A 23,561-nucleotide genomic window follows, 5' to 3' on the forward strand; every position below is an offset into this window, starting at 1 on the left:
CACGAGCAGCCAGCCAGGAAGGCGCATCATGAATCGCTTCAGGACGTTGTCTTCGCTCACGCTCATCGCCATCGCGCTCGGCTCCCCGCCGGCCCGGGGCCAGGCGCCGGCGACGCCGGGCCAGAAGGTCGACGACGCCGCGCGGTGGAACGACCGATCGACCCCGCGCAAGACGTTGGAGACGTTCTACTTCGCGATCACCGGCTACGACCGCTCGACCGGGCTGATCGCCAACGCGATCGACTGCCTCGACCTCGACGAGCTCGACCCCGAGATGCGCGAGCGGGACGCGGCCTTGCTGGCCCACCAGCTCGAATTCATCCTGAACCGCCAGGCCATCCCGCTCTACAGCGTCCCGGACCGGCCCGAAGGGGACCGGGTGGTGCTCGACGAGGTGGGCGGGCACCCGATCGCCCTGGCCCGCCAGCCCGACGGACTGTGGCGGTTCGATGCCGCGACGGTCGGGCGGATCGGCCGACTCAGGCGGATCGCTTCGGATGGCCAGCGCGAGGCCCAGGAGGCCCGGTCCAAGCTGGCCGAGGGCCGGACCGACCCCAACGCCACGATGCGCACCTTCGTCGGCGCGGCGATGGGCCGGCGCGACTTCGCGGCGGCGGCGCGGTGCCTGGACCTCCGCGACATCCCGCCCAAGTTCCGCGCCGCGGAGGGGGCCCAGATGGCCCGCAAGCTCGCCTTCGTGATGCAGCGGTGCGGGTTCATGTTCTCGCAGGAGGTGCCCAACAGCCCCGACGGCTATCGCTACGTCTGGCACTCCAACCATCGCGGCCGGATCATGATGGAGCGGATCCGCCTGCCCGAAGGCACCGACGCCTGGCTGTTCACCCGCGGGAGCCTGCGCAACCTCGACGCGCTGGTCGAGGGCTTCCGCCCCAAACAGCCCGACCCCCGGTTCGCGACCATCGGGCTGGTGATCGGGGAGGAAGTGCTGGTCGCCGGCCGCGAGGCCCGGGTGCCGGCGCCGGCCGGGGTGCCCGCCGGCCTGGGGTCGCCGCGCAAGGCGATGCGGACCTTCCTGGAGGCGATGGACGGGCTGGAGTTCGACACCGACCGGTCGCGCGAGCTGCTGGCCTGCCTGGACCTCGACTCGGTCGCGCCGGAGGTCCGCCAGGGGGTCGGGCTCCGCACGGCCGCCAAGCTGGAGGCGGTCCTCCGCCGGCTCCACGTCGACCTGATGACGATCGCCGACACCTGGGAGGCCGACCCGCTGGTGCTGGGCCGCGACTCCGAATGGCAGGTCACGCTGGCCCGGGGCAAGGACGGCGCCTGGCGGTTCGACCGCGAGACCGTGTCGCGCGTCCCCGACCTGTTCGAGCGGCTGACGCCCGAGGAGAAGTCGGCGCGGGAGCGGCGGTCCAACTTCCACTCGGCGCAGCAGTCGATGCGGACCCTGCTGCAGGCCACCAACGCCGGCGACCTCGACCTGGCGGCCCGCTGCCTCGACCTGGACGGCGTGGCCCAGGGGGCCCGCGACGAGATGGGGCCGGTCCTGGCTTTCAAGCTCAAGTCGGTCCTCGACCGGATCGGCCGGGTGGCCCTGGAGGAGATCCCCGCCGAGGCCGACGGCCCCCGCTACTACTACTACCGGGGCCCGCTCGGCCGGATCGACCTGGCCCGCCGGGCCGAGGAGCCCCGCCGGGGCGACTGGCAGTTCTCGCGCGAGACCGTGGCGCGGATCGAGGCCATGTACCGCGACGCCGCCGATCGGCCGATCGCCCCGGCCCTGGCCAGGGGGGGCGGGGGCCACGAGGCCGCGATGGCCGCCCTGGTCCCCTCGCTCTGGATCCGGGGCAGGCTGCCGGCCTGGCTCCGGGGCCCGGCCCCGGGGTTGGACCTCTACCAGTGGATCGGCCTGGCCCTGGCGCTGCTGACCTCGTTGACGGTGGCCTGGGTGGGGCTGCGGGCGATCGAGGCGATCGCCTGCGCGATCCTCCGGCGGGGCGGTTTCGGGCTGGATCGCTCCCTGGTCGGGCCCAAGCTGCGGCCCCTGTCGCTGCAGCTCGGGCTGTTCTGCCTGTTCCAGCAGTTCCGGCTGCTCGACCTCCCCTCGGCGGTGGTCGGCGTGACGATCCCGGCGGTCAAGGTGATCTGGATCGGGCTGATGGGCTGGACCGCGATCCGCCTGATCGACCTGGGGATGATCCTCTACGCCCGCGACGAGCGGCTCCACGACCGCCGCAGCCTCAGCGACATGATCGTGCCCACCGCCGCCAACGGCCTGAAGCTGGCCGCGCTGGTGGTGGCCGTGGCCTGCCAGGTCTACCTGATCGGCAGCCGCGAGACGCTAACCCAACTTTTGGCCGGCCTCGGTTTGGTGGGCCTGGCCGCGTCGCTGGCGGCCCAGGACACCCTCAAGAACTTCTTCGGCACGCTGCTGCTGATCGGCGAGCACCCGTTCCGGATCGGCGAGCACGTCGCGGTCCAGGGGATGGAGGGGACCATCGAGAGCGTCGGATTCCGATCGACCCGGCTGCGGACCTTCGAGGACTCCCTGCTGACGATCCCCAACTCGGTGATGGCCTCGGCGATGATCGACAACCGGGCCGCCCGCACCTGCCGGCGGCTCAAGACGGTCGTCTCGCTGGAGTACGGGACCCCGGCGGAGCGTCTGATCGCGCTGCGGGATGCCCTGCGGGCGTTCGCGAAGGGGCATCCCCGGTTCGTCGCCGACAAGGTGGAGATCCACCTCGGGGGGCTGGGCACCAGCTGCGTCGAGCTGTTCGTGCAGGTCTACTTCCGGGTGGCGAACTTCTCCGACGAGATGGCTTGTCGCGACGAGTTCTGCCGCGAGATCCTGGCCCAGGCCGATCGCCTGGGGGTGGGGATCGCCTTCCCGACCCAGACGCTCCACTTCACCGGCGAGGGGGAGATGCCCCGGGCCTTCCCCCCCGCCCCGATGCACCTGGGCCGCGACCGCGCCGAGGCCCATCGGCCCCGCAACGGCTAGGCCGGGCCGTCGGCCTGGGCGGGCTCCTCGCGGACGAACTGCAGGCGGGCGAAGGCCTCCTGCAGCTCGCTCCGGGCCTCCTTGAGGCGGGCCCGGAGCTTGGGCAGGGCCGACCGCCGGGCCTGGCGGAGTTCCGCCTCGGCCTCGGCCAGGTCGGTCCGCCAGGCGTTGGCCTGCTCGGCGTGGCCGTTGGGGATCAGCTTGATCAGCCGGGCCTGCTCGTCGGCCAGGACTTTCGCCTTCTGTTCCAGTTCCTTGATCTCGGCCTCCAGGTCGTCGACCCGGCGCTGGGCGTCCATGCACTCCTGAAGGGCCGGGTCGGGGCCGGCCGGGCCATCCCAGGAGATCAGCGAGGCGGACAGCCAGGACCACGACTCCTCCAGCCGGTATTCCCGCCGATCAACCGACTCCTCGACGACCTGGATCGCGATCGATCCCCCGGCCGCCAGGAGCGTGCGAATCCGCACGCCGCCGGGGATGTCCGACTCCTCGTGGCCGTCCCCGCCGGGGATGTCGACCCGGAGCCGGGAATCGGCCGAATCCCGGGGATGCTCGACCTCCAGCGGGAGCGCCTCGGGCAGGGTGCTCCCGATCCGGTACGAGGTCCGCCGCCGGTGGAGCTTCTCGCTGACCACCATCCCGTCGGAGATCCGGATCGCCATCCGGCGGGTCTCGTGGTCGTGGTCCTCCCGGAAGACCCGGACGCCGTTCTCGCGGGCGTGGACGAGCAGGATTTCCTCGCCGGGCCCGGCCGACTCCAGCAGGGACTTGCCCCGGAAGTCGCCGTCGATGAAGACCTCGCACACCCCCCGGCCCAGCGCGTAGGCGGCCGGGTTCCTGAACCGGACCGCCCGGAACGGCCGCCGGGGGTCGTCGCGCTCCCGGTAGAGGAGGCAGGCGCGGGCCTCGCCCGCATCGGTGCGGAACAGGGGGATGATCGCCGACCGGCCGGCGGCCACGTCGATCGGCTCGGGCGAGGTGAAGATGCTGAAGTCGCCGCTCTCCCGGGCCTCGGCTGCGGGCTGCTTGGCCCGGGCCTTCTCGGTGCGGCCCGCGTCCCGGAGCGTGCCCCCGCCGAAGGAGGGGGCACGCTTCGAGAGGATCATGGGCGCGCACGCGGCCGCGGCGGGGGCGTCGTCGGACCAGGCCTCCCCCACGGCGGGCGGCAAGTCCGGCGAGGCGATGACGGCCCCGGCCGCGCGATCGGCCACGACGTTGACCCGGCCACGCGCCGGGCGGCGGATCTCGGCGAGGTCGGTCGAGAAGGTGATCGGCTCGCCGGTGATCACGGTGATCAGGGCGTGGGACCAGTCGTCGTCGGTGTCGTTGTCCACCACGGCCTGCCCGTCCAGCTCGGCCTTGCCGGCGGCCATCCGCAACTGGTAGCGGATCTTCCAGGCGGCGACCGGGGTGGCGTAGGTCACCGTGGCGACGGTGGCCCCCGGGTGGGGCCGGAAGGTCATCGCGACCTCGCTCCTGTCCGGGCGGATCCGGCCCAGTCTGGCCATCAGGGACCGGTCGACCTCGGCCTGGACCGCCGGGTCCGCGAACCGGAGGGCCGTGATCGAGGACTCGTCGACCTGCTGGATCCCCTTCGCGGTGAGGATGACCAGCCGATATTGCTCGACCACGCCGTGCTCGGACTCGCGGCGGTAGGGCTGCCGGCCGACCAGCCGGCCCGCGTAGACGGGGCCCGCCTCGACCTCCACGGAGGCCCCCGCCATCCGGGTCGCCAGGTCCCGGAGGGCGTGGGCCGGGTCGATCTCCAGCGACGTGTCCTCGGCGTTGGTCGGCGTGTAGGTCGGCGGCCCGACGATCGCCAGGTCGCCGAAGACGGCCAGCGACGAGACCACGTCGTCGAGGTCGTCGCGGCGGACGGGGATCGCGATCCGGAGCGATTCCTCGCCCCGGAAGGGATAGTCCCGCGAGATGACCGCCGTGCCGTTGCTGTAGAGCCTCACGCTGTTCATCGTCCGATCCACAGAGGGTTGGGCCGTCCGTCCGCCCCGTAGATTAGACGGGCCCGGGGCCGATCACCAGGACTTCTCGTCCAGCGCGTGCCCGTGGGCCTGGACGAGATAGGTGATCTGGCCGACGTGGTTGTTGATGTGCCCGGCGCATACGAGGAACAGCCCGAAGCGGTCGCGGATCGGCTCGCCGCAATGGGTGATCGGCGTCGTCAGGCCCGCCTCGCCCTGCGAGCGGAGCGTCTCCACGACCATCGCGATCGTCGCCCGGAACGGGGCGAGCAGCGCGTCGGCGTCGGGCCGGTCCCCCTCGGCGAATTCCGCCGGCCGGTCCCGGACGTAGCCCGTCCCGGCGATCTCGGCCCCGATGAAGTGGCGGAGGCTGCCGGTCAGGTGAGCCACGATCCGGCCCACGCTGTTGCCGAAGCCGAAGGGCTTGTGCCACAACTCGTCCGCCGTCAGCATCCGCGCCAGCCGCTCGACGCGGGCGCCCAGGTGCTCGAAATAGGCCGCCAGGTCCGACTGCACCAACTCCGCCAGCATCGCATCACCCATCGCTCCGCCTCCCACGATTTCCCGCCCCAGGAAGATGGCGTGCCCGGCCGGGTGGTCCCAGTAGGGTTCCGCCTCGACGAACCCGTATTCCCAATACAGGGCGAGGGCCCCGGCCATCTCCGGCAGGGTGTCCAGCACCATCCGCCGGTACCCCATGGCCCCGGCACGGTCGAGGATCGCCCGGACCAGCAACCGGCCCACGCCCCGGCCCCGGTGGACGGGGTCGGCGTAGAGCCGCTTCATCTCGCAGGTGCCGTCGCCCAGGTCCCGCAGGGCCACGCAACCGGCGGCGACGTCGCCGTCCATCGCCAGCAGGAGCGATCCCGAGGGCGGGGCATAGCGGCCCGGGAGCCCGGCCACCTCGGCCTCGAACCCCTGGACGGCGAAGACCTTGCCGACCAGGCGATCGTACTCGGAGGCGAAGGCCCGGAACAGCCGGCGGGCCTCGTCGAGGTGCCCCGCCCCCTCGGCGTCCACCACGCGGAGCTTCGGGTCGATCCCGCTCATCGGCCGCCCTCCCCCAGCGAGCGGAGGCCGGGGATGCCGTCGATGCTCCGCCGGTTCTCCTTCGCCTTGTACTTCTCCATCGCCTCGGGCCCCTTCTTGTTGGCGTAGTCGATCAGCTGGGACCGCTCCCCCATGTACTCGTACCGGGGCACGGCGAACCCGCACGAGTCGGCGATCCGATCGAGGTCCACGACGATCACCGAGCGCACTCCGGGATATTCCGGGAACCCCGCGATCAGGCCGTCCCACTCGGGATCCGCCGGCTCGACCACCCGGCCCCGGCCGTAGAGCCGCACGATGAGCGGACGCCCGTCGAAGGCGCAGAACATCAGGGTGATCCGCCCGTTCTGGCGGAGGTGGGCGATCGTCTCCACGCCGCTGCCGATCAGGTCGAGGTAGGCGACCGACGTCGGCCCCAGGATCCGGAACGAGTCCAGCCCCTTGGGCGACAGGTTCAGGTGGCCGTCGGGCGCGTCCGGCGCCGTGGCGACGAAGAAGACGTGCTGGTTGCCGATGAACTTCGCCAGGCGATCGTCCAGCCGCTCGTAGACCTTGCTCATCGCGTCGTTGACCCAGGGCGCCCCGTTGGGGCGGGATTGAAGCCGGCACGCCGTCCCGGCCGATCGATCGTACCGAAAATGCCCCGACCCTGCCCGGATCGGATGCCGGCCGCCCTCCGACGGTTCGCCCGAGGGCCACCAGGAATGGAATGGCGACGCCGCCGCCCGGCGGGCTATCCTGGCGAACCACCTCCATCCAGGACTCGGCCCACGAGGCGAGTGGGGACATTTGCCCGATGTGCATCTTCTCGCAGCCCGTCGATCACGTCGGGTTGGCCCGGATTTTCGTCTCCGACATGGCCGGGGTCCATCGCGGCATCTCCTACGACACTCCGCAATTCCAGCCTTATTGAATTTCCTCGGCCCGTCGGCAGCCCCCGCCATGCGGTGCTCTGGTTGGCGAGCCTCCGATCGGTTAGGAACGTGCGGGATGTCCGAGGATCCCGCACCGGCTCCCCGGGGAGGTCGGCCGGGCGAGTCGCCCCGAGTCCCGGCCCCCGTCGAGCGGGATCCATACCCGCGCGAAGGTTGCTCCCCGTCCGAGCGGATCGAGCGATGCTCCGAGCCCTGGCCCGATCGATGAGGAGGATGCGGATGACGGTGCACAAGCCGTTCGGGCGGGGACTCGCCGCCGACCTCTTGCGGGTCAGCTTGTGCGACCGGAACCCCGACGTGGCACGAGCCCTCGCCGTGGCGTTCCGGGATGTCGGGGGCGTCGAGGTCCTGGAAGGGGACCTGCTCGCCCTAGATTGCGATGCCCTGGTCAGCCCGGCCAATAGCTTCGGCTACATGGACGGAGGGGTGGAGAAGCAGATCGACGCCTTCTACCGGGGCGATGCCCAGCCGGCCGTCCTGGCACGGATCGCCAACCACCATTATGGCGAGCTGCCGGTCGGCTCGGCGGCCATCCTGGAGATGGCGACGCGCCGGTTCCCGTTCCTCGTCGTGGCCCCCACCATGAGGGTGCCGGGCCGGGTGGACGGGACCATCAATGCTTACCTGGCCATGCGGGCTGCGTTCGCCGCCGTCCTCGACCACAACCGGTCGGGAGCCCGGCGAATCGGGAGCGTGGCCGTGCCCGGGCTCGGGACCGGAATCGGCGGGATGGCCGCCGACGAGTCTGCCGTTCAACTGCGGGCCGCCCACGACATGATCCTCGGCGGAGGCTGGATGTCCGTCCTTCACCCCGCGCAGGCCCCCTTCGTCATGAGTGGCGGGAAGGGGTCGTCGTGAACGATCCCGACCGGACCTGGAGCCCGTTGGCCTGGTTTGCGGGCCTCCGATCGGGTAGGAACGTGCGGGATGATCGATGATCCCGCGTCCTCTCTGGGAGGTCGGCCGGGAGAGTCGCCCCGAGTCCCGGCCCCGATCGTGCAGGATCGACCGATGCGCATCGAGATCAGTGGGCCCGACCGCATGGAGATCGGGCTGGAGGCCGAGGCCGAGACGGTCCGGCTGGGTCAGGCCCTGGCCACCCTGGTCGGGCCGGGCACGGTCGTGGGGCTGGTCGGCACCCTGGGGGCGGGCAAGACCCGGCTGGTCCGGGCGTTGGCCGAGGCGTTGGGGGTGGACCCCGGCGCGATCAGCAGCCCGACCTTCGTGCTGATCCACGAGTACGACGGCCGCCTGCCCGTCTTCCACTTCGACGCCTATCGCCTGCCCGACGCCGACGCCTTCGATGCCCTGGGTGCCTCGGATTACTGGTCCGAAGGCGAAGGCGTCTGCCTGATCGAATGGGCCGACCTGGTCGCCGACCGCCTCCCGCGCGGGACCTGGTGGATCCGGCTCGAACCGACCGGCCCCGCCTCGCGTCTGGCCCGGATCGAGGGGCCCGACGCGGTGCGACTGGCCGCCCTGCTCGATCGGCCCGCGTAGCGTCCCGCGCTACCGGGGCAGGTCGGGGTCGAGGAACGGGGCCTGCGGCGGCAGGATCTCCGGCAGGTAGCATTGCACGTGCTGGCGGCGGCCGGTGGAGGACCGGACCGTGTCCACGATGGTCCGCTGGGCGTCGAAGATGGTCATCACGTCGGTCGGCTTGCGGAGCCGGCCCGCCGATTTTGCCTTGAGCACGTCCAGGACCCCCTGGGCGAAGGCGCGGTGGTCGATCCCGGTGGCCAGGCTGGGGCCGTGGTCCGACGCGACGAGGGCGGCCACCTTGCACTCGGACTGGAGCCGGCGGATCCAGTCCTCGACGTCGTTCTCCCAGCCGGGCACCTCGACCTTGTGGACGGCATCGATCAGGACCACGACCCGGCAGCCGAGCCGGGCCAGGTCGCCGAGCCGGCCGGCGAGGTCGCCCGCCGAGAGGGCGGGGGGCGTGGGGTCATCGCTCGCGGAGGCCTCGGCCGAGGCGATCAGCGGCCGGGATCGGATGTCGAGGTAGTGGGACTCGATCACCAGGGCCACCACGTCGCCGGGCCCGGGCGGGGCCGCCCCGGCGCGGAACTCGTCGAACGCCGCCAGGAGCGGCGACGAGGCCAGCCCGTCGCCGAGGAACTCGCGGGTGCGGACCCGATCGGGGTCGAATCGTCGGCCGGTCGTCGGATCGACCAGGTGCCGGCCCAGGAACCGGGCCAGGTCGCGGGCATCGCGCTCGGCGCGGGGGATCGCCGGCAGGCGGGCGTCGGCGAACCGATCGGCGGCGATCGCGATGATCTCCAGCCGGGCCGGGCGGCGTGCGGGCGCGGGGGGGGCCTGGCTGGCCACGTCCAGGGATTGGGTCCGTTCTACCCCCTTCTCGTCGACCGCGACCAGCGTCACGCGGCCGACCCTGGCGTCGTCGACGGGGATCTCGCGCAGCCCCTGGGCGGTCGGCACCGGGGGGCCGGCGAGGAGGTCGGCGACCCTCCGGCCGTTGACCTCGACCCACAGCGACCGGAGCAAGGCCGCCCCCTGGGCCGCGGCCGCCTCGTATCGGACGGCGAGCGTGGGCCCGGCCACCGCCGCCGGGCGATCGACGGGCGCGGGTTCGGCCGGGAGGATCGCCAGCATTTCCAGCCGGCTGTTCGACGGGGCGGCCGGCGCGTTCGGGGCCTCGGGCGGCGGGGGCGGGATCAGGGCCGCCAACGCCGCGCGGGGGTCGGCGGTCTCCAGCAGCCGGTCGATCACGTTGGGCTGCACGGACCTCCGCTGGCGATACCGGGGCTCGAACCGCGCGATCGCGTCGTACAGGCCCGCCTGGAGCCGCGCGGCGGTCCCGCGATTGGTCTGCCAGCCGATCGTGTCGCGGTCGCCCGCGGCCGAGGTGTCGTAATAGCCCTGGGGGGTCCACACGACCCACTGGCGGTCCAGGCCGGGGAACAGGGTCAGGGCCGGCGAATCGCGCTTGGTCGCCCCGACCCTGACCTGATCGGCGACGCCCGTCCGCCGGGCATAGAACGAGATCATGACCTGCGGGGGCTGGGCATCCAGGGCCGCGAAGAAGGCGTCGAGGTCGGCCCCCTTGTGGCCCGCCCGGCCGAGGAAGCCTTCCTCGATCATGTCGCCCGCGAGCAGGCCGGCCCCCTCGGCGAACCCGCTCGGGGTGATCTCGGCGACCTTCCAACCGCCCTCGGGGGCCTTCTCGAACCGGGCCCCGAAGGCCGGGGTCCGATCGGCCCCGAGCAGCGGCCAGAGCCGGACCGTCTGGTCGGCCGAGCCGGTGACGAGCCATCGCCCGTCGGGCGAGGCCGCCACGGCGTAGACGTAGCCGCCGTGGCCGACGAGCTGGCGGGTCCGCACGCCGCCGGGCAGGGTGAACAGGGCCACGCCGTCGCCGCACGCCACGGCCGCCATCGGCGAGGGCCGGCCGGGGCCGGGTGGGACCACGGTGTAGGACCACCATCGCAGGTCGGTGGCCCGGTCCAGGGCCAGGGTCGTCGGCGGCCCCTGGCCGTTGCTGGCGCGGAGGGTGTACTGGTCGACCGGGGCGATCGTCCAGCCCTGGTCGGCGGCCAACGCGTGGCGATAGGTGCCGGGCCCGGCGTCGTCCAGGAAGTGCCGTTCGTTCAGGTCGAACCCGTCGTACACGGCCGCCGCGCCGGGGCGGGCGGGCCGTTCCCGGGCGAACCGGACCGCCCGGCCGTCGCCGCGGAAGCCGACGTCCCAGAGGCTCGACCCGTCGCCCCGCATCGGGTCGGTCGGCGCGGCCGGATCGGCCACCTCGCGGACCTCGATCGCCTGGTCGTCGCCGCCCGAGAACGCCAGGCGCCGGCCGTCCGGGCTGAAGGCCAGGGCGTAGGCCAGGTTCGTGGTCCGGGCGACCCGCGCGATCACCCGGCCGTCGGGCATCGAGCGGATCGCGATGTCGCAGGCGACGGTCGGGGCGTCGGCGGCACCGGCCAGGTTGGACACGACCGCCGAAGTGGCCAGGCGGGCGCCGTCCGGGCTGATCGCCAGCGCCTCGACGGGGCCGGTCGTGCCCCCGGGGAATCCGGCCTCGGGCAGGTAGGCCCGTTCGGCGAAGGTCGCGGCGTCGAACCGGACCAGGCGTCCCCCCTCGCGGCCGACGGCGACCCAGCGGCCGTCCGGGCTGACGGCCAGCGCGAGGATCATCCGGGCCAGCGGGTCGGCGCCCGGGGCTTCGGCCTCGGGCGGTGCCTGGAGGATGGGCGGGCCGGGGTTGGCGACGCCCCAGGCCCGGAGCACGCCGTCGGCTCCGCCCGAGACGACCCGCGTCCCGTCCGGGGTGAAGGCGACGGCGTTGACCGCCCCGGCGTGGCCCACCAGAGCGGCGACGTGGCGTCGGGGGGCGACCTCCCAGAGGCGCACCGTCCCGTCGTTGCTCGCCGAGGCCAGGTAGCGGCCGTCTGGCGAGAAGGCCAGGGCGTTGACGACGTCGGTATGCCCCGGTACGGCCGATCCGTCGGGGGCCGGCACGGGCAATTGCGCATCGATCTCGCCGGTCCCCTGCGGGTCCAGGCCCGGGTAGCGGAACAGGAGGATCTCCCCGCCGTTGGCCAGCACGCCCCGGCCGGCCACCGCCAGGATCCGCTGGCCGCGCTCGTCGGGGCGGGGGGACAGGGCCATCGCCTGGATCGCGCCGCGGCCGCCGCGGCCGATCGGCGGGCGGAGCGTCCGCGCGGGGCGGGAGCGGTCGACGTCGAGGTTCCAGGCGTGGACCTGCTTGTCCAGCCCGCCCGACAGCAGTTGCGAGCCGGTCGGGGTCGTGAAGATCAGCGACCGGACCGGCGCGGAGTGGCCGGTGCCGGCCAGGATCAGGTTGGGCTCGGTGAAGAACCCCCGGGGCGCCTGGGCCCCGGCCGTCGCGGCGATCGACGCGATCGCCAGCCCCGCCATCAGCCCGCAGGCACCGAGATGCCGACCCTTCGCCGCGATAAGCATCGGAGCATTCCCATCGGAGATCGTGCAGGAACCGCCTCGAATACGCCGGGTCGCCTCGGGTCGTGACCCGGGGCATGGCGCCGAACGATGAATCCTCGCAACTCCTCCCACGCTCATTTTAAGCTCATCCTGGGCATCGCGATTGAAAGGTGCAAGCGAAAGCTCGGGTGCGGCCGATAAAGAGGGCAGAATCCCATTTTTCGACCCAATCGGCGAGCGGGATCGGGTTCCCGAAGAGAGGCCGGGCCATGCCGAGGATGTTTTCGAAGTGTCCGGCGGCGTTGGCCGCGACCCTGATCATCGGGGCCTGCCCGGCGTGGTCGCAGTCCCCCCAGACGATCCCGAACGACTCGGGCGCGCAGGGCCGATCTGCGCCCGGCACGGGCGGCGAATTCCCCTACGGCGATCCGCTCGGCGGCGGTGGTGGGATGGCCCCGGGCGGTGCCGATGGGGCGGGACGGCCGCCGCAGGCGGGGGCGTCCGAGGCCTACGACGCGGCGGGGCGGGGGCCGGGGACTGCCCCCGGCTCGGACGTCTCGCCCCTGGCGGATGGTTCGATTGGCGGCGATGCCGGGGGCGGGGACGGGGGTGCCGGCGGGGTCTCGCCCGGACTCGGCGGCAACGCCAGCGTGGCGGCGGCCCCCCCGGGGGTGATCGGCGACTACCAGCCCTTCACGTCGTTCCGCGCGGCCTCCTCGGTGAAGGCCAGCGCGGCGCGATCCAAGTTCCCCAACCTGCCGACCCCCCTGCCCCCTCCGGGCGCGGGGGAGGACGGCCGGGGCGTCCCCAATCCCAACGGGACGACCGCGATCATCTACAAGCTGGCCGGGCTGAAGATCTCCGACAACCAGAGCCCCCGGCCCCAGGATCGCATCTACTACTCGTTCAACTACTTCGACGACATGGGCGCCGCGATCAACAAGAGGCTCGGGTCGCCGGTCGAGAACATCCAGGTCTACCACCAGCTGTTCGGGCTCGAGAAGACCTTCCTCGACGGCAAGGCGTCGCTCGGCCTGCGGCTGCCGCTGGACACGATCTCGCAGAACGTCCGGCCGGGCAACCCGCAATACGCGGGGCTGGGCGGATCCAAGACGGCGCTGGGCGACCTGTCGATCATCGGCAAGTATGCGATCTACGACACCGGCCGGACCTTCTTCTCGCTGGGGCTCCAGGTCACGGCGCCGACCGGGCCGGGCGGATTCGCCGGGAACAAGTATTACAGCTACTTCCGCGACACCCAGATCCAGCCGTTCGTCGGCTACGTGTTCGCGAGGGATCGGTTCTTCATCCAGGGGTTCTCGGCGATCGCCGTGCCGACGATGTCCCAGGACGTGACCATGCTGTTCAACGACGTCGCGCTGGGCGTCTACGCCTACCGCTCCGACGACGCCAGCCGGCTGCTCACGGCGATCGTTCCGACCATCGAGGCCCACCTCTCGACGCCGCTGAACCACCGCTACTTCAACCCCGACGACGTCGCCACCACGCCCGACGTCCTGAACCTGACCTTCGGCGTGAACGCGGAGCTGCACCGCCGGGCCTACCTGAGCGCCGCCTACATCACCCCGGTCACCGGCCCCAAGCCGTTCAACGCCGAGCTGGCGCTGCAGCTCAACATCCGGTTCGGCGGCAATTACCGCACCCGCCCGGCCGCGTTCCCGCTGATCGGGAACTGATCGGCCGGGCGGTTCGATCCCGCGCCGCGGGGCTCAGCCCCGGGCCGGGCGGATCGCGGCCAGGCCCCGGCCGCCGAACGATTCGGCCCGGGCCCGCACCCGGACGACCTTCGCCGGGGCACGGGCCGGTTTGGGCTGGGAGCCGGGGATCCGGCTGTTCTCCTGGACCTGGTTGCGTCGCCTCAGGGCCCCGTCGAGGAACCGGATACCCAGGCGGCGATTGGGCAGCGGGCGGCCCGAGGCGTCGACGCCGATGGCGTTGGACGCGACGAGGTTGCCCACCGTGAGCCGGCCGCTGAGGGCCACGCCGTCCCGCCGGTTCCCGGCGATCACGTTGCCGGCGACCTGGTTCCTGGGCGCCTGCCGGATCACGATCCCGTCCCGGCCGTTGGCCAGGCGGGCCGTCCCGGCGAGGTCGGTGCCGATGAAGTTGCCCAGGATCCGGTTATCGAACGCCTGGGGCGAGAAGATCGTGATGCCGTCGGCCAGGTTGCCCGAGATCACGTTGCGGGCGAATCCCTCGACGCCGCCGATCGTGTTGCCCGACGCCCCGTTGATGTAGACCCCGGCGCCGACGATCTCGCCGTCGAGGACCTGCCCGTTGGGGATCGCCGCCTTGCCGTCGACGTCGGTGCCGATCAGGTTGCCCGTCACCTCGTTGCCGGTGGCCCCCTCGCCCGAGATCATCACGCCCACCTGGCCGTTGCCGGAGATCACGTTGCGGGACGGCTCCCCGCTGGTCTGGATGCCGCCGATCAGGTTGTTGCGGGAGCCGTTGATCAGGATGCCGACCGTGGCATTGCCCAGCCTCCGCCGGCCCGTGACGTCGGTCCCGATGAAGTTGCCGCTGATGATGACGTTCGAGGTCTCCGGCCCTTCGATCCAGATCCCGGCGCCGGCGCGGGCCGATCCGTTGCCCGAGATCACGTTGCGGCCGCCGATCAGGGCCGAGGCCCCGCCGGTGACCAGGATCCCCGAGCTGCCGTTGCCCACGGCGGCCGTCCCGCTGACGTCGGTGCCGATCAGGGCGTTCGCGATCAGGGTGCCGATCGACCCGCCCTGGACCGAGACGCCCACCGACCCGTTGCCCGAGATCACGTTGGGCCGCCCGCCGGGCGGGGCCGCGATCGTGGTGAAGGCCGAGCGGAAGCCGATGCTGACCCCGTCCCCGGCGTTGCCGATCGCCCGGGTCCCGGTCACGTCGGTGCCGATGAACGCCCCGGAGATGCTCGTGGCGAGCGTGCCGGCCAGCGAGACGCCGTTGCCGCCGTTGCCCGAGATCACGTTGCCCTCGCCGATCTCGACGTTGCTCACGCCGATCTGGAAGCCGTCGGCCCGGGACCCGATCAGGATCCCGTCGCCGCCGTTACCCCGGGCCGCGAACCCGGCGGGGTTGAGCCCGATGATGTTGCCGAGGAACCGAGTGCTCTGCCCCCCGTATCCGGACGGCACGTCGTTCCGGACCTCGACCCCGGCGCCCCGATTGCCCGAGATCACGTTGCCCTCGCCCGGCCCCGACCCCCCGATGTGGGCGCTCGCCCCCCGCACGAGGATGCCGGGGGCCGCCAGCTCGACCCCCGACAGGTCGGGGGCCGAGCCGTCGGAGCGGAGGCCGACGTAGCTCCCGATGACGAAGGTGCCGAACCCATCCAGCGCGATCTGCGGGCCGGAGAAGCCGAAGATCGACAGCCCGATGATCCGGCTATCACGCGTCCCGTCCGCGAGCCGGAGCCCCGCCGCGCCGCCCGGCAGCGACCGGCCGTCGATCTCGATCAGCGGCGGCCCGAACAGGTCGAGGATGAAGCGGGACTGGCTCTTCCCGTCGACGATCGTCGTGTCGGTCAGGTCGGGCAGCGGCGACGCGGGGCGGATCGTCTGGACGTACCCGGTCGGGAGCTGGAAGGTGATGATGTCCGGGCCGGGGAGGATGTTGGCGTTGAGCATCGCCTGGCGGAGCGACCCGGGTCCGGAGTCGTTGGTGTTGGTCACGATCGTGCTGAGCGAGGGGGGCGGGGGCAGGACCGTCACGATCGAATCGGCCCGGACTTCTGGCCCGGACCCGGCCGAGACGAAGATCGTGGCGAGGTAGGTGGTGTTGCCGTTGGGGTTGATCGATGCGTAGGTATGGTCCGCGTCCACGGCGTACTGGCCGGGGCCGACCTGCCGGATCGTCCCCGCGCGGGACGTGCCGTCGCCGAAGTCGACCCGCGCCGCGTAGTCGGCGGCCGTCCGGCCGGGGGTGGCATCGACGAAGAAGGCATAGGTCGAGTTGGACGGCTGGTTGCCCTGGGTCGTGAACGAGACCCCCGACGCGGCGAGCGCGGCGTAGGCCGTGATCAGGGTCGTCGCCGGGGCGTCGGGCGGGGCGGGGACGTAGTCGGGCGAGGCCGGGGGCGTGGTGGCGTTGCGGTTGGCCACCGCGATCGACGCGGTGTAGTCCCCGGGCTGGGGGTAGGCATGGGAGGCGACCACGGCGAACTGGCCCGGGCCGATCTGGAGGATCGTGCCGGGGCCGCTCGTCCCGTCGCCGAAGTCGATCGTCGCCAGGTAGTCGCCGGCGACGCCGCCGGGGACCTGGGACGTGAACGAGGCGTAGGTGATCGGCGTAGCCAGCCCCGCGTTGACGCTCGCGCTCGACCCCTGGGCGGCGATGCCGCTGGTCACCGCGACAGAGCCGACCGCGCGGGAGGTGCCGAATGCGTTCGACACCGCGATCCCGACCCGGTAGGTGCCGGCCGCGAAATAGGTGTGGGTGGCGTCCACGGCGTACTGGCCGGGGGCGACCTCCCGGATCGTGCCGTTGCCGGCGGTGCCGTCGCCGAAGTCGATCGTCGCCGTGAAATCGGCGGCGGTCGTCCCCGTGACCAGGTCGGTGAAGGTGGCGAAGGTCGCCGCCAGGGGGGCGGTCGCGATCGCGGAGGGGTTGGCCCCGGTCACGCTGAAGCTGGGCACGGCGAGGACCACGGACGTCACCGGCACGGCCGGCCCGGCGTCGGTCGCGATCGTGATCGTGGCGACATAGGTCCCCGCCGCGGGATAGGCGTGGGAGGCGACCACGGAGAACTGGCCGGGGCCGGCCTGCACGATCGTCCCCGCGCCGGTCGTGCCGTCGCCGAAGTCGATGGTGGCCAGGAAGTTGGCCGGGACCGTGGCGGTCGAGAGGGTGCCGAAGGTGGCGTAGATCCGGGGCGCCGACTGCCCCGCGAAGACCTCCAGGTTGGAGCCGCTGATGGGGGCGATGCCGGTCGGCAGGACGAGCTGGCCGATCCGGCCCCCGTCCCCGGTCTCGAAGTCCCCGTACTCGGCGAACCAGAGGTTGCCGTCGGGCCCGGCGGTGATGGCCAGGGGCGTCTGCGCGGCGGTCGGCAGGGGGAACCGCGTCAGCGTGGCGGGCCCGGCGGGATCGCCGATCCGGACGACGTTGTTCCCCCGGGCCTCGACGAAGTAGACCCGCCCGTCGGGTCCGACGGTGATCCCTGCGGGCCGGCCCCCCTGGTTGCCGGTCGAGAATTCCGCGACGGCCCCCAGGTCGGCGGCGGCGCCCACGCCGATCGAGCCGAGATCCGACTCGGTGACGTAGAGGGTCGAGGCGGCCGCGTCGGTGCGGAAGGTGAGATCGCCGAGCCCCGCCTCGGGCGAGATGCCGGTGCTCGTCTCGCTGAGGAACACCCCCTGGGTCGAGATCCGGCCGATGGAGTCCCGCGCCACGTTGGTGAACCAGAGGTTCCCGTCCGGCCCCGCCACGATCGCGGTCGGGGTATACTGGACGTCGAACTGCTGGAACTCGGTGATCACCCCGTCCGGCGTGATCCGCCCGATCGCGTTGGCGTTCTGCTCGGTGAACCAGAGGTTGCCGTCGGGACCGGCGGTGATGCCCGCGGGGTTCTTGCTGATCGAGGCGGTGAACGGCAGGTCGAACTCGGTGACGACGCCCTGCGGGCTGATCCGGCCGATGCGGTCGGTGTCGTATTCGGTGAACCAAAGGTTGCCGTCGGGCCCGGCGGCGATCCCGGCGATGATGGGGGCGTCGGAGATCCCGGCCGAGAACTGGGTGATCTGCCCTCCGGTGGTGATCCGGCCGATCACGCCGTTCGACTGGCCGAACCAGAGGTTGCCGTCGGGCCCGGCGACGATGGCGGTCGGCCCGACCAGGCCGGCCGCGGCGCCGAACTCGTTGATCGACGCCAGGAGCAGCCGTCCTTCCAGGGGCTCGACCAACGGCATCCGGCGGGGACGCCCGGGCCGCCTCGCGGGGCGGGGCCGTGGCTGCAGGGAGGGGCGGGCAGGCGTCTTCATCGGATGGTCCCGGTCGGGTCAGGGCTCCGGGGCGTCGTGCCTCGCGGGCCGATGGCGGGGCTCGGCGTTTCCGGAACTATAACATGCGAACGGGTTGACCTTGAGGATGGGGCGACCTGGGTCGGGCGGGGTCGCCGGCCCGGAGGCATCCGGGATGGGTCATTGCCCCCGGCCGGGAGGGCCGCGATAATGGGCTCCCCCGCCGGTCCATTGCCGCGGGATCGGGAGCGTTTCGCCCTCCTCGTCGGCGGCGGATCGGGGCCCGACCGGGCGGGCGGGGCTGCTGCGACCGATGGCCATGACGACCGCGATCCCGGAGGCCGAACCTCTCGACGCGAAAGCGCGGCTGATCACGCCGGAGCGGGTCCGGTTCACGTATCCCCTGGCCGGCCCGTTCCGCCGGTCGCTGGCCTACCTGATCGACCTGCTGGTGATCGGTGGCCTGCTGGTCGCCGGCTCCCTCCTGTCGATGGCGCTGTCGCTGGGGACACCCTCGGCGATGGGGCCGATCCTGGCGATCGCCTTCGCCCTGACCTGGGGCTACGGGGCCTTCTGCGAGGGGATGTTCAACGGCCAGACCGCCGGCAAGCGGGCCCTGGGCATCCGGGTGATGACCACCCTGGGGGTGCCGATCACCGGGTCGCAGGCGGCGGTCCGCAACCTGGTGGGGGCGATCGACGGCTGGCCCCTGTGCTTCCTGCCGGGGCTGGCCTGCATGGCGATCACCCCGCGCTTCCAGAGGCTGGGCGACCTGGCCGCCGGGACCATGGTGGTGATCGAGGAGCCCCGGCTGGGCCCGGAGATGGTGAGGGTGGAGGGGCCGGCGGTGGCGGCCGTCCTGGCGGACCTGCCGCTGCGGATGGCGGCCGGCCCCGACCTGGCGCGGGCCCTGTCGGACTACGTCCGGCACCGCGGCCGGTTCCACGCGGATCGCCGCGAGGAGATCGCCCGGCACCTGGCCGGGCCGCTCCGGGAACGCCACGGCCTGCCCGCCTCCGCCCCGGGCGACGCCGTCCTGTGCGCGGTCTATCATCGGGTATTCCTGGGAGAATGACGCGATGAGGGTCGCCGACCGGCTGGCTCAGCGGGAATCGAGCTGGCGAGAGCTGCAAACCCTGCTGTTCCGGCTGGACGGGCGCCGGATCCGCCGCTTGCCCCCGGCCGACGTGCTCCGGCTGGGCGAGCTGTACCGCTCCGCCTGCGCCGACCTGATGCTGGCGGAGTCGCACGACCTGCCGCGCGACACCGTGGCATTCCTCCACGCGCTGGTCGGCCGGGCCCACAACGCCGTCTACCGGGCGCGGGGGTTCCGGCTGGCGGACTGGTCGGGCGTGGTCTTCGGCGAGGTCCCGCGCCAGCTCCGCGCGGACCCGGCCCTGCGGCTGGCCTTCGCCTGGTTCTGGGGGCTGTTCCTGCTGACCGCCGTGCTGGCGGCGGCCCGCCCGGAGATGGCCGCCAACCTGCTCGGCCAGGCGGCGCTGGACCAGGCGGAGGCGATGTACGACGGCCCCGTCGAGGGCGTGCGGGGCCTGGACGGGGACACGACGATGGCCGGCTACTACATCAGGCACAACGCCGGCATCGGCCTGTCGTGCTACGCCTGGGGGCTCCTGTTCGGCCTGGGGAGCCTGTGGATCCTGGCGTCCAACGCCATCATCCTGGGCACGACCTTCGGCCACATGGCGACCGTGCCCCAGGCGGGGAACTTCTTCACCTTCGTGACCGCCCACGGACCGTTCGAGCTGACGGCGATCGTGTTCGCCGGCGCGGCGGGGCTCCGGCTGGGCTCGGGGCTGATCGACACCCGGGGGCGGTCGCGGGCGGCGTCGCTCCGCCACGAGGCGGCCCGGTCGCTGCCGATCGCCGGCGTCTCGGTGATCCTGTTCGTCCTGGCCGCCTTCCTGGAGGGGTTCGTGTCGGCCTCCGCCCTGCCCTACTCGGCCAAGGCGATGATCGCTGCGGCCAGCGCATTGCTGCTCGTGGCATACCTCCTGCTGCCCGGCCGGGCCCCGGGGGAGGTCGCCGTTGGCCTTTGACCGGACCCTGATCCAGATCCGCGAGCGGCCCCTGCTCGACCTGCTCGACCTGGGCATCGTGGTGGTGCGACACCGACCGGGGACGCTCCTGGCGGCGTCGCTGGCGGGGATCGCCCCGTTCGCGCTGCTCAATGCCCTGGTCTTCCGGGCGGAGTCGGAACCCAACCCGATGGCCGTCCTGATGCTCCTGGCGTTCGAGTCGCCCCTGGCCACGGCGCCTTTGACGGTGGCCCTGGGGGCGATGATGTTCGGCCAGAGGCCCCGCCCCGGCCGGGTGGCCCTGACCCTGCTGCGGTCGGCCTTCTTCCTGCTCCTCTACCAGTGCGTGCTCCGGACCGTCCTGCTGTTCTCGTGCGTGCTGTCCCCGCTGGTGCCGATGTACCTGTCGTTCCAGAGCGAGGTGATCCTGCTGGAGCGGGACCGGTGGTGGAAGGTGATCGGCCGCAGCTCGGCCCTGGGCACCGACCGCCGGGGCGAGCTGGCCCTCCTGGCCCTGATCGAGCTGGGCTTCGGGGCCGCGTTCGTCGCGTCGGCCTGGATCGGCGGGGGGAGCCTGCTCCGGGCCGTCCTGGGGTCGACCCCGAGCTGGGCCATCCCCGAGGAGTTCGACCTGGCCGACGCCCGGTTCCAGGCCCCGTTCTGGTTCGCCACCGCGTTCTTCGCCCTGGCCCGGTTCCTGGTCTACATCGACCAGAGGATCCGTCTGGAGGGCTGGGAGGTCGAACTCCGGCTCCGCGCCGTCGGCCGATCCCTGGAGGAGGCCGAGCCGTGGTGAGCCTGATCGCCCTGGGCTGGGCCGTCGCGTTGCTGGCCGCACCCGCCGATGCCGAGTCGCCCGACCCGTCCCGCGCGGTCAACCAGGCGCTGGGCAAGGCCGCCCCGCGGTGGTTCGACCCCGCGAAGGACGCGATCCGGCCGGTCGCGATCCCGATCGACCTCGCCCCCGAGGACATCCCGTCGAAGTCCGGGCGCTGGCCGGGCCTGGGCGGGGCCGGCCTGGGGAGCTTCCTGCCGATCACGGCGATGGTCGCGGCCCTGGGGGCGCTGATCGGGGTGCTGATCTACTCCTGGATCCAGTACCGGCCGATCGCCGAGGAGATGCCCGCGAGCCGGCCGCGCGGCCCGGGCGGGGCGCGATCGGTCGAGGAGCTGCCCGAGGCGCTGCGAGGCGGCTCGGCCGACCCCTGGGAGGATGCTCTCCGGCTCCGCGACCGGGGCGAACGGGGGCCGGCCGTGGTCCGGCTGTTCGCCCACCAGCTGCTCACCCTCGGGCGGCTCGGCCTGGTCCGCCTGGTCCCCGGGCGGACGGGCCGGCAGCTGGTCCGGTCGGTGGCCGACGCCGAGTTCAAGGCCCTGGCCACGACCACGCTCCGGTCGTTCGAGTCCTACTATTACGGCCATCGCGAGCCCACCGAGGCCGAGTTCGCGGCCCTCTGGACCGACGCCGAGGCTTTCCAACGCCGGGCCGCCGCGGGGGGGATGTCATGAAAGGGCGCCTCCGGTTCGTGTGGCTGGCCCCGCTCCTGCTGGCGGGATGCGGGCCCGCCAAGGTCGACGAGTCGTTCGACCGTTCGGGCGGGGAGAGCATCAACGGGACCTCGGCCCTGGTCGAGCTTTTCCGCCAGCGGGGCCACGAGGTCCGATCGAAGCGGAGCTTGAACGGCACCGTGGAGGGCTGGGCCGACGTCCTGGTCCGGTTCTCCCACCGTCCCGGGCCCCCCGATCGGGAGGAAGGGGACCGGCTGCTGGATTGGGCCGATGCGAACCCCGGACGCCGGATCATCTACGTGCCCAGGGACTACGACGCCGGGCCCGAGTTCTGGTCGGCCATGCTCGCGGCGAAGGCCCCGGATGCGAAGCCGGAGTGGATCAGGCAGGTCGAGCGGAACCGCGACGATGCCCGGGCCCGGGCCGCCCGGTCCCCCGCGAAGGCTTCCGACCCGGCCGACCCCGAGGAGTGGTTCTCGCTGCTGCCCGACCCCGGCCCGCCCGCCGTGGCGACGGCCCTCGAAGGGGAATGGGCCGAGGGGGTCGACGCCGCCGCGGCCGCGATCGCCCGCCACGAGACGTTCCAGCTCATCGGCGAGACCCCCCTGCTGTCCGACGGCGAGGGGCGGGCCCTGGCCATGACCTGGACCCTGGACAACGACTCCGCCATCCTGGTCGTGGCCAACGCCTCGTTCCTGCTCAACGGGGCCCTGATCAACCCCGCCCGCCGGCCCCTGGCCCTCCGCGTGGTCGACTGGGCCGGCGACGGGCCGAAGCGCATCGCCTTCCTGGACGGATCCAACCTGCTCCGGGACTCCGAGGAGTCCGGGGATTTCAGCGTGTTCCACCTCCTGGGGATCTACCCGTTCAACTGGATCGCGGCCCACCTGGCGGTGCTGGGCCTGCTGGCGGCCCTGGCCCGCGCCGTGCGGCTGGGGCGTCCCCTGCCCGAGCCGCCGAGCGGGATCGAGCGCCCCGCCGCCCACCCCGAGGCCCTGGGCGGGCTGCTGGCCCGGACCGGCCGGGCCGACGTCGCCCGAGACCTGCTGGACGCCTATCGCCGCTGGCGTCATCCTTCGTCCTCCCCATCACCCCCCCGGGCCCACCGCTCATGACTCAGGGCGACAGCGAGATCCAGTTTTTCCCCGACGACCCCACCCCGGCGGAGCCGGCCGGGGTCGCGCCCGAACCGGCCCCGGACCCGGGCGTCCCGGCCGGGCCCGTCGCCGCGTGGGCCGATCGGGTGATGGTCGAGATCGAGAAGGTCTACGTCGGCCAGGATGACCTGGTCCGGGGCGTCCTGGCGGCGCTCCTGGCCGAGGGGCACGTCCTGATCGAGAGCGTCCCAGGCCTGGGCAAGACCCTGCTGGTCCGCGCCCTCGGGCGGGTCCTGGGCTGCGACTTCAACCGGATCCAGTTCACCCCCGACCTGATGCCCTCCGACGTGACCGGCTCGCCGGTCTACGACGAGAAGCAGGGGGACTTCCGGTTCCGCCCCGGCCCGGTCTTCACCCAGCTCCTGCTGGCCGACGAGATCAACCGGGCCCCGGCCAAGACCCACGCCGCCCTCCTGGAGATCATGCAGGAGTTCCGGGTCACGGTGGACGGCACGGGATACCCGATCGAGAAGCCGTTCCTGGTGCTGGCCACCCAGAACCCGATCGAGTCCGAGGGGACGTACAACCTGCCCGAGGCCCAGCTCGACCGCTTCCTGTTCAAGCTGATGGCCGGCTACCCGACCGCCGCGGAGGAGGTGGACATCCTCCGGCTCCACACGGCCGGATCCGGGCCCGACGCCCGGCTCGGGCAGGACGTGGAGACCGTGACCGGGCCGGCCGAGGTGCTGGAGGTCCAGCGGCTTTGCGCCTCGGTGCTGGTCGACGGGCGTGTGCTGGACTACATCGCCGCCCTGGTGCGGAAGACCCGCGAATGGCCCGCCTTCTCGCTGGGCGCCTCGCCCCGCGCCGGGGTGGCCATCCTCCGGGGGGCCCGGGCGATCGCGGCCCTGGAAGGGCGGGATTTCGCCCTGCCCGACGACGTCCAGGAGGTCGCCCCCTGGGCCCTCCGCCACCGCGTGATCCTGACCCCCGAGGCCGAGGTCGAGGGACAGACCCCCGACGACGTCCTCGCCGAGCTGATCCGCTCCGTCCCGGTGCCCCGGCTGTGAACCTCGGATCTGGGGGGGGCAT

The 23,561-nt window shown here is 72.7% G+C and carries 15 protein-coding genes; 10 read left to right on the plus strand and 5 right to left on the minus strand.

Annotated features, from left to right (window positions below):
- Nucleotides 1-28 precede the first annotated feature (28 nt).
- Entirely contained in the window at nt 29-2,965 is a 2,937-nt protein-coding gene (locus tag TA3x_RS03345) for a mechanosensitive ion channel family protein (RefSeq protein ID WP_435018684.1), read from the plus strand.
- Here TA3x_RS03345 and TA3x_RS03350 read toward each other — a convergent pair.
- From TA3x_RS03350 to TA3x_RS03360, 3 genes are all read right to left on the minus strand, one after another.
- Nucleotides 2,962-4,935 carry a hypothetical protein gene (locus TA3x_RS03350; RefSeq protein ID WP_435018685.1) on the minus strand — a complete coding sequence of 658 codons (1,974 nt, stop codon included), beginning with the start codon at nt 4,933-4,935 and terminating at the stop codon, nt 2,962-2,964. The two genes, TA3x_RS03345 and TA3x_RS03350, sit on opposite strands and share 4 nt — an antisense overlap.
- A 63-nt stretch (nt 4,936-4,998) precedes the next feature.
- Complete coding sequence (locus TA3x_RS03355; protein WP_435018686.1) at nt 4,999-5,994, minus strand: GNAT family N-acetyltransferase; 996 nt, start codon at nt 5,992-5,994, stop codon at nt 4,999-5,001.
- Entirely contained in the window at nt 5,991-6,554 is a 564-nt protein-coding gene (locus TA3x_RS03360; protein ID WP_435018687.1) for a pyridoxamine 5'-phosphate oxidase family protein, read from the minus strand. The genes TA3x_RS03355 and TA3x_RS03360 overlap by 4 nt, the downstream gene beginning before the upstream one ends.
- A gap of 555 nt (nt 6,555-7,109) precedes the next feature.
- On the opposite strand from TA3x_RS03360, the gene TA3x_RS03365 reads away from it, so the two are divergent.
- The gene (locus TA3x_RS03365; protein WP_435018688.1) at nt 7,110-7,787 is read left to right on the plus strand and encodes a macro domain-containing protein; all 678 of its coding nucleotides are present in this window, start codon (nt 7,110-7,112) and stop codon (nt 7,785-7,787) included.
- A gap of 153 nt (nt 7,788-7,940) precedes the next feature.
- Nucleotides 7,941-8,429 (plus strand): tRNA (adenosine(37)-N6)-threonylcarbamoyltransferase complex ATPase subunit type 1 TsaE, encoded by a 489-nt coding sequence (gene tsaE / locus TA3x_RS03370; protein WP_435018689.1) that lies wholly within the window; start codon nt 7,941-7,943, stop codon nt 8,427-8,429.
- A gap of 9 nt (nt 8,430-8,438) precedes the next feature.
- Here tsaE and TA3x_RS03375 read toward each other — a convergent pair whose 3' ends face one another.
- On the minus strand, nt 8,439-11,876 hold the full coding sequence (locus TA3x_RS03375) for a hypothetical protein (protein ID WP_435018690.1): 3,438 nt from the start codon (nt 11,874-11,876) through the stop codon (nt 8,439-8,441).
- Nucleotides 11,877-12,124: 248 nt separating this feature from the next.
- Between TA3x_RS03375 and TA3x_RS03380 the strand changes: the two genes are divergently transcribed.
- Nucleotides 12,125-13,552: a hypothetical protein gene (locus TA3x_RS03380; RefSeq protein WP_435018691.1), complete on the plus strand. Its 1,428-nt coding sequence runs from the start codon at nt 12,125-12,127 to the stop codon at nt 13,550-13,552.
- 33 nt (nt 13,553-13,585) lie between these two features.
- On the opposite strand, the gene TA3x_RS03385 is transcribed toward TA3x_RS03380, so the two are convergent.
- Nucleotides 13,586-17,848 carry a virginiamycin B lyase family protein gene (locus TA3x_RS03385; protein WP_435018692.1) on the minus strand — a complete coding sequence of 1,421 codons (4,263 nt, stop codon included), beginning with the start codon at nt 17,846-17,848 and terminating at the stop codon, nt 13,586-13,588.
- Between the two features lie 298 nt (nt 17,849-18,146).
- Here TA3x_RS03385 and TA3x_RS03390 point away from each other — a divergent pair, with 298 nt between their 5' ends.
- The 6 genes from TA3x_RS03390 to TA3x_RS03415 are packed head-to-tail and all read left to right on the plus strand — an operon-like array spanning nt 18,147 to nt 23,539.
- A complete protein-coding gene (locus TA3x_RS03390; protein WP_435018693.1) occupies nt 18,147-18,902 on the plus strand; it encodes an RDD family protein in 756 nt (251 codons plus the stop codon).
- A gap of 4 nt (nt 18,903-18,906) precedes the next feature.
- Nucleotides 18,907-19,884 carry a stage II sporulation protein M gene (locus TA3x_RS03395; RefSeq protein ID WP_435018694.1) on the plus strand — a complete coding sequence of 326 codons (978 nt, stop codon included), beginning with the start codon at nt 18,907-18,909 and terminating at the stop codon, nt 19,882-19,884.
- Nucleotides 19,874-20,659, plus strand: a complete 786-nt coding sequence (locus tag TA3x_RS03400) for a hypothetical protein (protein WP_435018695.1) — start codon at nt 19,874-19,876, stop codon at nt 20,657-20,659. Before TA3x_RS03395 ends, TA3x_RS03400 begins: the two co-directional genes overlap by 11 nt.
- On the plus strand, nt 20,653-21,372 hold the full coding sequence (locus TA3x_RS03405) for a DUF4129 domain-containing protein (protein ID WP_435018696.1): 720 nt from the start codon (nt 20,653-20,655) through the stop codon (nt 21,370-21,372). Before TA3x_RS03400 ends, TA3x_RS03405 begins: the two co-directional genes overlap by 7 nt.
- Entirely contained in the window at nt 21,369-22,487 is a 1,119-nt protein-coding gene (locus tag TA3x_RS03410; protein WP_435018697.1) for a DUF4350 domain-containing protein, read from the plus strand. Before TA3x_RS03405 ends, TA3x_RS03410 begins: the two co-directional genes overlap by 4 nt.
- The gene (locus TA3x_RS03415; RefSeq protein ID WP_435018698.1) at nt 22,484-23,539 is read left to right on the plus strand and encodes an AAA family ATPase; all 1,056 of its coding nucleotides are present in this window, start codon (nt 22,484-22,486) and stop codon (nt 23,537-23,539) included. The genes TA3x_RS03410 and TA3x_RS03415 overlap by 4 nt, the downstream gene beginning before the upstream one ends.
- Nucleotides 23,540-23,561 lie beyond the last annotated feature (22 nt).

It is taken from the genome of Tundrisphaera macrotermitis (assembly GCF_051175315.1).
Classification (GTDB): Bacteria; Planctomycetota; Planctomycetia; order Isosphaerales; family Isosphaeraceae; genus Tundrisphaera.